We start from the raw sequence: 13,837 nt of genomic DNA, 5'->3' as shown, positions 1-13,837 counted from the left end.
TTCTTTAGCTTATTTTAGCGTATAAATCTAAAAGTTCTATCTGTTTTTCAAGTTCGTAAATTTTAAGTTCGATTGATTTTATTTTTTGCGAATTTTCTAAAGTATCTACATCACTTTGAGTTTTTACTTCTGCATTTTTTTCTTCAATAATAATCTCTAACAAAGAGTTATAGAGTTTATAATCCTCTTTTGCAATTGTTTTTTTATTTTCCAGCATTTTTAGTCTAGAGAGTTTTGTTCTATAAAAATTTTTCTCTTCTAGTTCGGTATTTTTTAGATTTAATTTTTTTGTCAGATAATTAATCCTCTGGCTTTGTACATCATTATAAGCTCTTACGTCAAGAGGCATAGATAAAGATAATCCGTAGCTGTAAATATTTTCATTTTGTATATCATTATGTTTATCTTCATGATATTGCGTATGGTTTGCTTCTACACTTAAAGAAGGCAGATAATTTGACATTATCATATCTTTATAATAATCTTGCTGCTCTACGTCTGCTCTTGCTTTTGAAAGCTCTAAATTTTCTTTTAAGAAGGCTTTCTCATCTACAAGTTTTAAAATAGGAAGTTCAAAACTTCTATAATCGCCGCTTGCAATATTTGAAAAGTTATATATCAACTCCTCTTTTTGATAATATAAATCTGCTAATTGGTTTTTTATCTCATTTGCATCTAAAATAGCATTATCTAAAGTTGAAGTATCCAAAAAACCGTGTATTACCTGCTCTTTTTTTCTATCAACGTCAATATTTGCATTCTTTAGCAGAAGTTCACTCTTTTTTATATTTAAAGTCGTAATATGAAGATTAAAAAGCATTGTTGTTGCTTCTTTAATCAACTCTTTTTTTTGTAATTCTATATCAAGAGTGTTGTATTTGTAGGTTGCACCTGCATACTTTATAGCGCTGTAAATCCCGCCACTTTTAAAAATGGGCTGACTTATACTAATAGCACTTTTTATAGTATTTGAAGTATCAGACTTATCTTTTGAGTATGACAAATTTATCGGATTAATCCAATCTTTTTTTAGTTTGCTGCTGCTTTGTTCATTCTCTTCTTGGTTATATTTAAAGATATTAAGTCTGTCTTTAGATAAAATTTTCTCATCGGGTTCACTTTTCTGCGCACTTAAAAAAGAGGGCAGAATAAGCAGACCCAAAAGAGTCAATTTAGCCGATTTTTGCAAGTGCATTATCTAACCTCTTAAAGCCTTCGTTAATCTCCTCTTTTGAAATAGTTAGAGGCGGTAAAAGTCTTAAAGTATTTCTTCCTGCTTTTAATACTAAAACACCCTCTTCAAATGCTGTTGCGATAACTTTTTTTAATAAATCTGCATCTTTTACTCTTAATCCTCTCATAAGACCAAGTCCTACTTGGGCAATAAAAATATTTGGATATTTTTCAAATATTTCATTTAATTTAGCCCCAAAAGAGATAATAGTTTCATCTAATTTCCCTGCATCTTTATACTCTTCTAAAAGTTCTAATACTTTATTTGCACTTGTAGTACATAAGTAATTTCCCCCAAAAGTAGATCCGTGATCTCCGGGTTCAAATATATCTTTATGAGTAGTTACAACGGCTCCTATTGGAACACCTCCACCTAAACCTTTTGCCATTGTTATAACATCGGGTTCTATTTCATAAAGGTTTGAAGCTAAAAATTCACCTGTTCTGTAAACACCTGTTTGAACTTCATCAATGATTAAAAGAATATCTCTTTGTTTTAAAAATTTTGCAAGTTCTTGAACTGCTTCTTTTTCAAAAGGTTGAACTCCACCTTCTCCTTGAACAAGCTCTATCATAACTGCAACCGTTTCATCATCAATAGAGTTATAGATATCGTCAATTGCCATATTATAAGTAAAACCGTCGGGATACGGAGCGAAGTTTGGACTGTGAAAAGATTCTTGACCTGTTGCTTTAACGGTTGTAATAGTTCTTCCGTGAAAAGAGTGTTCTAATGTAATAACTTTATATCTTTTCCCGTCATATTTTGTTTTACCGTATTTTCTTGCAATTTTTATTGCCCCTTCATTTGCTTCGGCACCAGAATTTGCAAAAAATGTTGCAACATCCATATTTGCCAATTTTGCAATTTTTTGAGCAAGTTTTGCTTGAGGTTCAATTCCGTAAAGGTTTGATATATGAGTTATATTTTGAACTTGATTACAAATAGCTTTTGCCACTTCTTTGTTACCGTGTCCTACTGATACAACACCTATTCCCGATGTAAAATCTATATAATCTCTATCTTTGTCATCAAATAGCGTTGCATTTATACCTTTTTTAAAATTAACATAATTTCTTGCATATGTATGTAATACATACTCTTTATCTAATTGTTCTAACATATTATTGTTCCTAATTTTAAGTCTTAAAATTATAGCTAATTTTATTAAACAAAATATTAATAATTAATCTGTATTTAGCTAAAATCCAAACTAAAATTAAAGGAAAAAAATGCAGCATTTAATTAAAACATCTGATTTTACAAAAGATGAAATATTAAATATTTATGATGATGCAAAAATGTTTTTGGATATGGAGAGCAGTGAAGTCTTAAAAGGTAAGCTTATAGTAACGCTTTTTTTTGAGAACTCAACAAGAACAAGAAGTGCTTTTGAAATAGCTGCAAAAAGATTGGGAGCTGAGGTTGTCTCTTTAGATGTGGGTACAAGTTCAAGAAGTAAAGGCGAAACAATTTTTGATACGGTAATGAACATCAATGCTATGGGACCTGATGCAATTATTATCAGACATTCAGATTGCGGATTACCGGGTAGTTTGGTTGATTATGTCGATTGTCCCGTTATAAATGCGGGAGACGGTAAAAATGCTCACCCTACACAAGCTTTATTAGATCTTTTTACAATTATGGAACATTTTGACGGGGAAACTCAAGGAAAAAGAATCGCAATAGTAGGTGATGTAAAAACTTCAAGGGTTGCAGGTTCAAATATGAAACTTCTTCCAAGATTCGGAATCGATGTTTGTTTTGTTGCTCCTGAGTGTTTTAAAGCCGAAACGGACGAATTTAAACAATATGATAATATTTCAAAAGTAATTGATAACATTGATATTGTAATGAGTTTAAGAACTCAGCTTGAAAGACACCATGAGGTATATTTTCAATCATTAAACGAGTATGCAAAAGATTATTGCATTACAAAAGAGACTTTCGGAAATAGAGATTTACTTCTTCTTCACCCGGGACCTGTTAATAGAAATGTAGATATTTCAGATGAAATGTTACTTGATCCAAGATGTAAAGTTTTAAGACAAGTTAAAAACGGGGTTGCCGTAAGAATGGCAGTTCTTAAAAAACTTGTACTTCAATAAAGTTTGAACCTAAAAAAACAACTAAACCGATACGGCTCTTTAAAGGAGCCGTTTCTTTTTATAATCTCTTATGATTTATCAAAATTTTATATAAAACCTTTAAAAGATCTGCCTTGCGGGATAAAACTTGAAGTTGAAAATAATATAGAGAGTAAAAAAAGAGTAAAAAAAGAGTTAAAAAAATATCCTCTCTCGTTTGAAAAATATAAAGAAAAATTTGATTTTATACAAGAGCATATAAAAAGAGGGAACAGTTATCTTCTTAATTTAACCGCAAAAACAGAGATTAAAACAGATTTGAGTTTAGATGAAATTTATCAAAAGGCAAAATCCAAATACAAACTAAAATTTTTTGATGATTTTGTCTGTTTTTCCCCTGAAACTTTTATTAAAATTGAGAATAATAAAATTTTTACTTTTCCTATGAAAGGAACTATTGACAGTAAAATCTCAAATGCCAAAGAGAAAATTTTGGCAAATGAAAAAGAGATGGCAGAACATACGATGGTAGTTGATCTTCTTAGAAATGATTTGGGAATCGTATCAAATAAAATAAGAGTTGAAAAATTTAGGTATATAGATAAAATCAATGCGGGAAATAAAGAACTTTTGCAAGTAAGTTCTAAAATCTCGGGAGTATTAGATAAAAACTGGAATGAAAAAATAGGTGATATTTTAACTTCAATTCTTCCCGCAGGTTCTATTACGGGAACACCTAAAAAAAGAACGGTAGATATTTTAAAAAAAATCGAAGGCTATGATAGAGAGTTTTACAGTGGAGTTTTTGGAGTTTATGACGGTGAAAATCTAAATAGTGCCGTTATGATAAGGTTTATTCAAAAAGATGAAAAAGGAAATCTTTTTTATAAAAGCGGAGGAGGAATAACCTGTGACTCCGATGTTAATCAAGAGTATGAAGAGTTGCTTGATAAAGTCTACCTGCCTTTTTAATTACAATTTAATTACATTAAAAGTTTTGTAACCGAAATATCCTCTTTGATTTACTAAAATCCTTGAAATTTTCAAGGAGAAGTGATGAAAAACAGAGTTTTTATTATTGAGTATCAAAAAGGCAACGATAAAGGTTTTGATGGATTCAGACCTGATACCAAACCTATTTTAGATGCAATAGAAGAGCTTACAGAGTATAAAACAGAGATTGTTTTTTATAAACCAAATAGAAAGTATGAACTGCTTGAATATCTAAAAAAAAGAGCAGTTGCCGTTATTTCAAGAATCAATCCCGGAAATCTAAAAGAGGTTGATGAATATTTCCAATTTTTAAAAGCATTAAGCAGTTACGGTATTGAAGTTCATACCCATCCTGATGTAATGATTAATCTGGATTTTAAAGATATTTTATCAAAACTTAAAAATACTAGACTTGGAGATGATGAAACCTATTTTTATCACACTTATGCAGATTTTGTAAGAAAATTCCCGAAAGATTTAAAAAAACACGGAATCAGAGTTTTAAAAACAAACTACGGTTCAACAGGTGAGGGTGTTTACCTTGTATCAAAAAAAGATGACGGTTCAATTTTCTCGGTTGAGGCTGTAAACAATGAAAAGTATTATTATGACAATATAACGGAATTTTTAGAAAAATTTGAAGTCAAATTTGAGGAAGAATCGGAAAATGCCGCTTATTTTAAAGGTAAGACAGGTTTTGTAGGCTGCCGATATTTAGAAAGAATCAGTGAAGGTGAGATTAGAGTTTTGCTTGTAAATGACAAAGCAATCTCTGTTGTTCATAAAAAACCTCAAGAAGGGGAGTTCTCCGCAACTTTGTTTAGTGGAGCAGAGTATAAATATGATTCACCTGAGGAACCTAAGTGGAAAGAAGTGGTTGATCTTACTATTAAAGGGTTAAAAGATATAAAACCTTTTCTAAACGGTCAGAATTATCCTCTGCTTTGGACTATGGATTATATTATGGATTTTGATGAAAAGGGTAAAGACAAATATATCTTATCTGAAATAAACTGCTCTTGTGTAGGAATTACTACTGAGCTTCAATATGCAAAAGAGGTGGCAAAAGTTTTTGTAAAAAAAGAGAAAAAAACTAAAAAAAAGTAAGTTTATCCTACTTTTTCCCCTCTATATCTTTTTATAATTTATTAAATAAAAAATAAAAGGATGAGTATGGGAAAAAAAGCATTACTTCTAGTAGATTTTCAAAATGATTATTTTTCAAGTTTTGAAGGTTCAAAATTTCCTTTGAATAATTGTGAAAAGGCATCTTCTAATGCCTCAAAAATTTTAGAAGAGTTTAGAAATAGATCTTTGGATATAATTCACATAAGACATGAAAATTCAAATGCTTATGCACCTTTTTTTAAAGCAGCTTCAACAGGAGCAGATATTCATAAAAGTGTAGAGCCTCTTAAAAATGAGCTTGTGATAACTAAAAGCTTTCCAAACTCTTTTTTACAAACAAAGTTAAAAGAGTATTTGGATGAAAAAGGTATAAATTCTTTAATAATTGTGGGTGCAATGACTCATATGTGTGTTGATGCAACAGTTAGAGCCGCAAAAGATTTTGGATATAATTGTACGGTTGTAAATGATGCGTGTGCTACAAAAGATTTAGAGTTTGAGGGGGAAAAAGTTTCTTCTTCTGATGTTCAAAGAAGTTTTATGGCTGCTTTTGAATTTGCTTATGCAAAAGTGGAAAATACTGAAAATTTTTTAAAAGGTTTTGATACTTGAAATTAAATAACTTATTTGTTTTATACGTTTTTGATAAAACATCTTCTAAAAATGAAGTTTTATCTCTTTTGGAGAAGAAGTTAAAAAAGGTATTTATTGCAAATAGTTTAAAACAAGCCCAAAGTTGTTATAGGAAGTATTCCCCTTGTATTATCATTGTAGATGATTCTTTTTTTGATAATACAATGGTGAAATTTCTTCAAGAGATTAGGCAAAGTGATATAAAAACGGCATTTTTAGTTTTAAGTAATAATAAAACAAATAAATATCTTTATGAGCTAATGGAACTTTATATTACAAAATATATTTTAAAACCGTTTAAAAAAGAAGAGTTGCTTTTAGGCTTGGAAAAATCTCTTGAAGTTATTGAAAGTAGAATTTATAGTAATGTAAATTTAGGAAGGGGTATATTGTTTAACTTCCAAACACAAAGTATTACAAAAGAGGGAAAAGTTTTTATATTAAATAAAAAAGAGTCTATTTTAGTAAACCTTTTTATACAAAATTCAAATAGAGTTATAACTTATGAAGAGTTGGCGTATCATATTTGGGATAATGAATGTACAAGTGCTGCTTTAAAATCTTTAATAAGAGATTTTAGAAAAAAAACTTATAAAACTATTTTGCAAAACTATTCGGGTATCGGATATAAACTGAATATTCAAAATTAAGCTTTGCTCCACAGCTTTAAAAAATTTATAATATCACTTTTTACATAGATATTTTGAGTTATGTCATGTTTTGTCAAAGGTAATAAAATAACCTTGGCATTTTTATGTTCCCTTAAAGCTTTTGTACAGTGCCCTTGCACTTTGTACTCTTTGTTCGGGATAGAATTTTTACTAAAAAACTCATCATTTGTACCTATTATATTTAAAAAAGGATCGCTTTTTTTAGCTCCTATTTTAAAATCTTTTGAATAATAACCGTTTTCACAAGAATAAGCCGTAACTATTCTTCCTCTAAATTCTCTTCCTTTGTATGCAGCAGCTGCAAGACCGCCTTCGGAGTTTCCCATTAAAAAAATATTGTTTTTATCTATAAATTTTAAATCTTTTAACTTTCTTATATTATAAAAAATCTCTGCTTGTCTTACTTTATGCACTTTCTCATAAGATGATTTTTTATCCGGATTTTTATATGTAGGTCTATTTTCTATTTTAAAAGAGTTGGGAGCAAAAAATATAAATCCCGCTTCTACTAGCCATTTTCTATAGGTTTCTGCTTTGTTTAGTCCTTTTGAACCATGCATAAATAAAACACAAGGAAGTCTATTTTTAGGCAGAAAATTGGGATAAAGTTTTAAAAATTTATTAAACTGTCCGTAAAAAGGTTTTTGCAGACCGCCTAATCCTTTAGGAATACCAATATAAGCATATTTGTAGGTATCTTTAAAATTATCATATTTTTTTAAAGTTTTTATAATCTCACTCAAAACTGAAGTTTCCTAAAATATTTTTGGATATTATAACAAAAAAGCAATACAGTAAGGTTACAATGGAATATTTTGAAACAATAAAGTGTGAAGATTATGAAGTATCTAATCTTCTTTTTCATGAAAAAAGAGTTGCAAAAACTATCGGATTAAATCTTAATTTGCAAGATTATATTTATGCTCCTTCAAAAGAGCTTTTAAGATGTAAGCTTATTTTTGATGAAAACGGTGTTATTAAAGTTGATTATTATCCTTATCAAAAAAGAGAGATTAAATCTTTTAAATTGATTTTTGATGATAAAATAGAGTATTCGAAGAAGTTATTAAATAGAGAGAAAATAGAGGAACTTTATAGAAAAAAAGAAGAGGCTGATGAGATAATTATTATAAAAAACTCATTTGTAAGCGATACTTCAATTGCAAATATCGCAATATTTGACGGAACAAATTGGTTGACTCCCAAAACACCTCTTTTAGAAGGTACAACCAGAGCAAGACTTCTTGAAAAAGGAGAATTAATAGAAAAGGATATTACTGTAAAGATGTTAAAAGAGGCAGAAAAAATTGCTTTAATGAATGCTATGATAGATTTTGATATTTTAGAAGATTATTCATTTTTTTTATAGACTCTGTTTAATAGTTTTTCCCACTTGTTTACTTTTCCCCAATCTATTTTAGCTCTTTTATAGATTTTTTTATTTTTTAAAACATATGAGGATTTTTCATTGAAAATAACTTTTGGTTGAAGTCTTACTCTTTTATCAAAAGGTAGAATCTTGAAGCTTAAATTATCTAAAACCAAAGGCATAGAGTTTTTGTTTTCTATATATAAAAGTACCATATGATAGTTTGTTGCGGCTTTTACTTTTACTATTGCAAAAAATAGTTTATCTTTTGGAATACCGACTTCAAGAAGAGTGAAATATTTGGCAATAGCATAATCTTCGCAATCACCTCTGCCTTCTATTAAAAACTCTTTTGGAGTAGCCCAATGATCGTCAACGTTATATTTTCTTGAATCATCTACGGGTAAAATACGATTATAAAAAGTGTTTACATAATTTAGTTTTCTAGTTAAATCAAAGTTTTTTACTTTTCTTTTTAGTTCAATATATCCGTTTAATCGAAGATAAATAGCTTTTCTATAATAGCTTGAATCAATTTTTTTTATATCGTTTTTTGTTAGTATTATACTTTTTGCATCTAAAAAAACCGAAAAGAGAAGAATAAGAAAAATAAACTGTTTCATAAGGTATAATACAAAAACAAAAATGAACGTAGGATTAAAGAATGATTAATAATATTATTGAAAATGAAGATTACAAGGAACTTATATGTACACAAGTAAAACAAACTATTGAGTTTTTAATAAGCCAGGGTCAAGAGTTTGCAATCACCGCAAATATCGATTCAATAAAGTTTGAACCGCAACTTCCCGATGCAATTTTTTCACAGCTTTCAAAATTTTCACTTTTTGTTTTAAGCAACTACACTTATTCAACAGTAAAAATAGATGATGATTATATCTATTTTGAAGCAGGATTCGGAAGTGAAAACTTCGGTTCAAATGTGAAAATTCCGCTGTATGGGATATTTCAAATAATAGTTGATGAATCAATTTTATTTATAAATTCAGTGGCAACCGTAGATAAATTTAATAAAGATCCAAAAGCAAAATCATTAAACGTATTTAAAAACAATCCAAATAATAAAAATCTTTTGAAATAGGAATTTTTCTTGAAATATGAGAGGGAAATAAAGAGTGCCTTTAAAATATCTATTCCCGTAATGATGGGATATAGTGTTTTAGGTTTTGCTTTTGGACTGTTATTGGTATCTTTTGATTATGCTTGGTATTATGCTCCTGTTATGTCTTTTTTTATTTATGCAGGTGCTTTACAGTTTGTTGCTATAAATTTTTTTAATTTAAAAGCAGGTTTGGTTGATATAGCTATAGCCTCTTGGTTTGTAAATTTAAGACAATCTTTTTACGGCTTGTCTCTTCTTAAAAGATTTAAAAAAACTGGTAAACTAAAACCTTATTTGATTTTTGGATTGACAGATGAAACATATGCTTTATTAACAACTATAAAAGATGATGAACAATTAAAAAAAAGATGGTATTACTTTTTTTTAACTGCATTTAATCAATTTTATTGGCTTGTTGGTTCAACTTTAGGAGCCCTAATCGGAGCTAGTGTAGATTTTAACACGGCAGGATTGGAGTTTTCTCTAACAGCGCTTTTTGTTGTTTTATGTATAGAACAGTATAAAAATTTAAAAAATAAAATACCTTTTTTAATAGGGTCATTTTCTTCAATTTTAGCGATAATAGTAGTTCCAAGCGATAAAATGCTTATAACTTCTATTTTTTTATCTTTGTTTATTTTATTCTTTTTTAGAAAAGAGGTTAATAAAAATGAGTGATATTCAGTTGCTATTAGCTATTGCTGTTATGAGTTTGGTAAATATTTTTACAAGGGCTTTCCCTTTTCTTTTTTTTACGAAAAAAGAGTTGCCTTCTTCTTTGCTTTTTATAGAGAAATTTTTTCCCGCAACTATTATGACAATACTTATTTTTTATTCAATAAAAGATATAAATTTTTTAGCATATCCTTACGGATTAAAAGAGCTTTTTGCTATTGTTGTTACTGTTATTTTGCATCTTAGTTTAAAAAACTATTTGATTTCAATATTCTTTGGGACTATATTTTATATGGGATTGGTTCAATTTTTATAAAAAAGCTTTTGCTTTTTTATAATTTATTTGTTTGGTGAGAATGGGAAAATTGCACTTCCCCAAGTAAGTCCTGAACCAAATGCATCAAAAAGTATAATATCTCCTGCTTTGATTCTTCCTTCTTCATAAGCATCATTCATTGCCATTGGAATTGAAGCAGCTGAAGTGTTTCCATATTTTTGAATTGTTAAAATTATCTGTTCTTCTGAAAGATTTAACGCATCTCCCACGGCTTTTATAATTCTATAATTAGCTTGATGAGGAATAAAATGATTAATATTTTCATTTGTTAAGTTATTTTTTTCTAATAATTTTTTTACATCCGAAGTCAAAGTTTTAACGGCAAGTTTGAAAGTTTCGTTACCTTTCATTTTTATACAAGCCATTTTATTATCAACAACTTCTTGAGAACAAGGATTTTTACTTCCTCCACCCGGAGTTTGGATTAAATCATCATGATTACCGTCACTTAAACAGTTTATATCTATAATTGCTTCTTCTTTTTTATCTGTTGCAGATAAAATTGCGGCACCCGCACCGTCTCCAAAAAGAAAACAAGTAGTTCTATCCGTATAATCCAAAATTGAACTGTATTTTTCGGCTCCGATTATTAAAACCGTTTTTTTCATTCCCGATTCAATAAAAGCTTTTGCCACTGAAGTTGCATAAACAAATCCCGTACAAGCAGCACTTATATCAAAAGCTTGAACTTCAGGTAATCCAAGTTTTGAAGCTATTAAACAAGCAGTTGAAGGCATACATAAATAGTCAGGAGTTACGGTTGCACAGATTACTAAATCTATATCCTCTTTTGATATTCCTGCTCTTTGTATTGCTTGTTGAGCTGCTCTTACTCCTAAATCTGATGAAGCTTCATTATCTTCTGCCACTCTTCTTTCTTTTATACCAGTTCTTTTGGTAATCCATTCATCAGAGGTATCAATCATCTTCTCAAAATCAAAATTTGTCATTATTTTAGGAGGGATATAAGCTCCAATTGATCTAAATGCTGCATACGCCATTAATATTCCTTAATACACAAAAAGTTTTATGAACTATATTTTTTTAATCTCTCTTCAATATCATTGTTTAAATTAGAGCTTGCACTGTTAATTGCTTGGAAAACTGCATTTTGTATAGCTTTAGGATTTGATTTTCCGTGAGCAATAATTACAGGTGCTTTTACTCCAAGAAGAGGAGCACCGCCGTACTCTGCATAATCAACCCTAACTTTTAATTTTTTAAATACTTTTCTCATCAATACTGCGCCGGCAATTGAGATAAGAGATCTTTTTAAACTTTTTTTAATAATTTTACTTATTGTTTCTGCTACACCTTCGGCAGTTTTTAGTAAAATATTACCAATAAATCCATCACAAACAACAACATCTACTGTCCCTTTAAATACATCACTTCCTTCTACATTTCCTGCAAAATTCGGTACTTTTGAGATCAGTTTAAATGCCTCTTTTGTAACTTCATTTCCTTTACTCTCTTCTTCACCGTTACTTAAAAGTCCGATTAAGGGTTCATCAAGTTGCATGACATCTTGTACGTAAACTTGCCCCATTACGGCAAATTCATAAAGATTTTTTGCTTCACAATCTACATTTGCACCCACATCAAGTACCAAAGTATTTTGATTTTCGCTTGTAGGCATTAGTGTTGCAATTGCAGGTCTGCTTACCCCTTTGATTCTTCCTATTCTAAGTGTTGCCAAAGACATAGTCGCACCCGAATGACCGGCTGATACTACGGCATCAGCTTCTCCTTCTTTTACTAATTCAATTGCTTTGTAAATTGTAGATTCTTTTCTTTTAAGTGCATCTGTAGCTGAATCTGACATACTGATTACATCTTCGGTATGTACTATTTTAATTCTGCTTGAAAGGTAATTGGGAATTAAAGGTTTTAATTGTTCTTCATCACCTACTGCAATAGCGGTGAAGTTATTATTGTTTCTTAGGGCTAAAATTAACCCCTCCATGATAGGTTCGGGACCAAAGTCCCCACCCATCGCATCGATTGCTATTTTAAGCATTAGTTTTTATATTCACCAGTATTTGGATTAACCATATGAGGCATTTTCCAACTACCGTCACTATCTTTTACAGGTCTTTTTAAAGTAATTTTATAGTGAGTTCTTCTCTTAGCTGCTCTAGTATGAGATACTCTTCTCTTAGGTACTGCCATTTTTATCTCCTTTTTTTAATATTCTTTTTCGACAAAATCACAATCTTCACATGAAGCGCAGATGTGGTAGTCACTTTGAATTGAGGCAATTTCACTTTGAAGTATTTCATCAAAATCAATTGTCCCGTTCTCTATTTCTAATACTAATTCATCTTCATCTGAATCAGATTTATAAATACCGTCACTTAATAAAAAATCAGATTTTTCATCTAATGTAACAGTATCTTCTATTCCACATCTTGAACATGTAAGTGTCAAATTTCCAATAAGGTGTCCTTGGATTTTGACTAAAGATGGCGATATTTTACAAAAAGTACCTTCAAATTTAACTGAACTGTATTCAGCTGTAAACTCTTTCGGGCTTTGTGGTACTTTTCTAAACTCTATTTTCATAGTTAAAATTAAATAATTTTAGCAGATTTCTCTATCTGAAAAGAAAAATTTAATTTCAATCGCTGCATTCTCTAAAGAGTCAGAACCATGAACTGCATTAGCATCAATTGATTCTGCGAAATCAGCTCTGATTGTTCCAGCTGCTGCTTCTTTAGGATTTGTAGCACCCATTAATTCTCTGTTTTTAGCCATTGCATTTTCACCTTCTAATACTGAAACTACAACCGGTCCAGAGATCATGAATTCAACTAATTCACCGAAGAAAGGTCTTTGCGCATGTACTGCATAAAAAGCTTCTGCATCGGCTTTACTTAATTGAATTTTTTTAGTTGCCGCAATTCTTAATCCGTTTGATTCGAATCTGTCTAAAATTTTACCGACAACATTTTTTGCAACTGCATCTGGTTTGATGATTGATAATGTTTGTTCCATATGATTATATCCTCATTTAGTTTTTAAGCCGCGGATTATACCTAAAAAAATAAAAAAAGGCAAGTAGCTTGAAAAAACTACCTGCCTTTTTTAGAAAAATAAAGATTATTCTATTTCTAATTATTAATCTTCGACTACTGGTTGCCCTTCTGTCATACCTTCTCTAATATGGTCTCCGCTTCTTGCGTCCCATACGATACATCCTTCTGTTGGACAGGCATCAGCACATGCCGGAGAGTCATTATCTCCTATACACTCTGTACATGTTTCAGGATTTACATAATATGTATCTTCTCCTGTTGGATTTTCATCATTGTCCACAATTGATTCAGTTGGACATTCATCTAAACATGCATCACAGTTAATGCATATATCAGTAATTTTTACTGCCATCTTGACTCCTTAGTAATTTTAAGAAAACTTTAGCACAGAAAAAATTAAACTAAACTTTAAATTTGCTGAATATAAGTTAAATTAATATTTATATTTAAGAAAAGTTAACATATTAATTCTTGTTCACAAAAGATAATTTTTTTCTAAAAATAAAGTATGTCTTAAATTTTAAATTTATGTTTTAAAGTTTTTTT

The 13,837-nt window shown here is 29.8% G+C and carries 19 protein-coding genes; 9 read left to right on the top strand and 10 right to left on the bottom strand.

The window, feature by feature from the left end; all coding sequences use genetic code 11:
- Window positions 1–4: 4 nt before the first annotated feature.
- On the bottom strand, window positions 5–1,195 hold the full coding sequence (locus AANAER_RS13010; protein WP_129081992.1) for a TolC family protein: 1,191 nt from the start codon (window positions 1,193–1,195) through the stop codon (window positions 5–7).
- Window positions 1,173–2,357 carry an aspartate aminotransferase family protein gene (locus AANAER_RS13005; protein WP_044417179.1) on the bottom strand — a complete coding sequence of 395 codons (1,185 nt, stop codon included), beginning with the start codon at window positions 2,355–2,357 and terminating at the stop codon, window positions 1,173–1,175. The genes AANAER_RS13010 and AANAER_RS13005 overlap by 23 nt, the downstream gene beginning before the upstream one ends.
- Window positions 2,358–2,466: 109 nt before the next feature.
- Between AANAER_RS13005 and AANAER_RS13000 the strand changes: the two genes are divergently transcribed.
- From AANAER_RS13000 to AANAER_RS12980, 5 genes are all read left to right on the top strand, one after another.
- Window positions 2,467–3,345 (top strand): aspartate carbamoyltransferase catalytic subunit, encoded by an 879-nt coding sequence (locus AANAER_RS13000; protein WP_129081991.1) that lies wholly within the window; start codon window positions 2,467–2,469, stop codon window positions 3,343–3,345.
- A gap of 3 nt (window positions 3,346–3,348) precedes the next feature.
- Complete coding sequence (locus AANAER_RS12995) at window positions 3,349–4,296, top strand: aminodeoxychorismate synthase component I (RefSeq protein WP_129081990.1); 948 nt, start codon at window positions 3,349–3,351, stop codon at window positions 4,294–4,296.
- A gap of 84 nt (window positions 4,297–4,380) precedes the next feature.
- A complete protein-coding gene (locus AANAER_RS12990) occupies window positions 4,381–5,424 on the top strand; it encodes a Cj0069 family protein (RefSeq protein ID WP_129081989.1) in 1,044 nt (347 codons plus the stop codon).
- Between the two features lie 66 nt (window positions 5,425–5,490).
- Complete coding sequence (locus AANAER_RS12985; protein ID WP_129081988.1) at window positions 5,491–6,057, top strand: cysteine hydrolase family protein; 567 nt, start codon at window positions 5,491–5,493, stop codon at window positions 6,055–6,057.
- Window positions 6,054–6,728: a response regulator transcription factor gene (locus tag AANAER_RS12980; RefSeq protein WP_129081986.1), complete on the top strand. Its 675-nt coding sequence runs from the start codon at window positions 6,054–6,056 to the stop codon at window positions 6,726–6,728. The genes AANAER_RS12985 and AANAER_RS12980 overlap by 4 nt, the downstream gene beginning before the upstream one ends.
- On the opposite strand, the gene AANAER_RS12975 is transcribed toward AANAER_RS12980, so the two are convergent.
- A complete protein-coding gene (locus AANAER_RS12975) occupies window positions 6,725–7,492 on the bottom strand; it encodes an alpha/beta hydrolase family protein (RefSeq protein WP_129081985.1) in 768 nt (255 codons plus the stop codon). The genes AANAER_RS12980 and AANAER_RS12975 overlap by 4 nt on opposite strands.
- Before the next feature lie 62 nt (window positions 7,493–7,554).
- Here AANAER_RS12975 and AANAER_RS12970 point away from each other — a divergent pair, with 62 nt between their 5' ends.
- Window positions 7,555–8,118 (top strand): aminotransferase class IV family protein, encoded by a 564-nt coding sequence (locus tag AANAER_RS12970; protein WP_129081984.1) that lies wholly within the window; start codon window positions 7,555–7,557, stop codon window positions 8,116–8,118.
- On the opposite strand, the gene AANAER_RS12965 is transcribed toward AANAER_RS12970, so the two are convergent.
- On the bottom strand, window positions 8,100–8,741 hold the full coding sequence (locus tag AANAER_RS12965; RefSeq protein WP_044417196.1) for a transglutaminase-like cysteine peptidase: 642 nt from the start codon (window positions 8,739–8,741) through the stop codon (window positions 8,100–8,102). The genes AANAER_RS12970 and AANAER_RS12965 overlap by 19 nt on opposite strands.
- A gap of 41 nt (window positions 8,742–8,782) precedes the next feature.
- On the opposite strand from AANAER_RS12965, the gene AANAER_RS12960 reads away from it, so the two are divergent.
- The 3 genes from AANAER_RS12960 to AANAER_RS12950 are packed head-to-tail and all read left to right on the top strand — an operon-like array spanning window position 8,783 to window position 10,232.
- The gene (locus AANAER_RS12960; protein WP_044417197.1) at window positions 8,783–9,220 is read left to right on the top strand and encodes a hypothetical protein; all 438 of its coding nucleotides are present in this window, start codon (window positions 8,783–8,785) and stop codon (window positions 9,218–9,220) included.
- Between the two features lie 9 nt (window positions 9,221–9,229).
- Complete coding sequence (locus AANAER_RS12955) at window positions 9,230–9,919, top strand: AzlC family ABC transporter permease (protein ID WP_206732543.1); 690 nt, start codon at window positions 9,230–9,232, stop codon at window positions 9,917–9,919.
- Window positions 9,912–10,232 (top strand): branched-chain amino acid transporter permease, encoded by a 321-nt coding sequence (locus AANAER_RS12950; RefSeq protein WP_129081983.1) that lies wholly within the window; start codon window positions 9,912–9,914, stop codon window positions 10,230–10,232. Before AANAER_RS12955 ends, AANAER_RS12950 begins: the two co-directional genes overlap by 8 nt.
- Window positions 10,233–10,255: 23 nt before the next feature.
- On the opposite strand, the gene AANAER_RS12945 is transcribed toward AANAER_RS12950, so the two are convergent.
- From AANAER_RS12945 to AANAER_RS12920, 6 genes are all read right to left on the bottom strand, one after another.
- Window positions 10,256–11,254, bottom strand: coding sequence for a beta-ketoacyl-ACP synthase III (locus tag AANAER_RS12945; RefSeq protein WP_044417200.1), 999 nt, complete (start codon window positions 11,252–11,254; stop codon window positions 10,256–10,258).
- Window positions 11,255–11,280: 26 nt separating this feature from the next.
- On the bottom strand, window positions 11,281–12,273 hold the full coding sequence (plsX, locus tag AANAER_RS12940; RefSeq protein WP_044417202.1) for a phosphate acyltransferase PlsX: 993 nt from the start codon (window positions 12,271–12,273) through the stop codon (window positions 11,281–11,283).
- Complete coding sequence (gene rpmF / locus AANAER_RS12935; RefSeq protein WP_044417204.1) at window positions 12,273–12,425, bottom strand: 50S ribosomal protein L32; 153 nt, start codon at window positions 12,423–12,425, stop codon at window positions 12,273–12,275. Before rpmF ends, plsX begins: the two co-directional genes overlap by 1 nt.
- Window positions 12,426–12,440: 15 nt before the next feature.
- Window positions 12,441–12,818 (bottom strand): DUF177 domain-containing protein, encoded by a 378-nt coding sequence (locus AANAER_RS12930; protein WP_129081982.1) that lies wholly within the window; start codon window positions 12,816–12,818, stop codon window positions 12,441–12,443.
- An 18-nt stretch (window positions 12,819–12,836) separates the two neighbouring features.
- Window positions 12,837–13,250 carry a nucleoside-diphosphate kinase gene (gene ndk / locus AANAER_RS12925; protein ID WP_044417206.1) on the bottom strand — a complete coding sequence of 138 codons (414 nt, stop codon included), beginning with the start codon at window positions 13,248–13,250 and terminating at the stop codon, window positions 12,837–12,839.
- A 123-nt stretch (window positions 13,251–13,373) separates the two neighbouring features.
- Window positions 13,374–13,643 (bottom strand): 4Fe-4S dicluster domain-containing protein, encoded by a 270-nt coding sequence (locus tag AANAER_RS12920; protein ID WP_044417207.1) that lies wholly within the window; start codon window positions 13,641–13,643, stop codon window positions 13,374–13,376.
- Window positions 13,644–13,837: the final 194 nt, after the last annotated feature.

The sequence above is a fragment of the Halarcobacter anaerophilus genome, assembly GCF_006459125.1.
Lineage (GTDB): Bacteria > Campylobacterota > Campylobacteria > Campylobacterales > Arcobacteraceae > Halarcobacter > Halarcobacter anaerophilus.
Note: the sequence above shows the minus strand (reverse complement) of the source record. Positions and strands in the feature narration are given on the sequence as shown.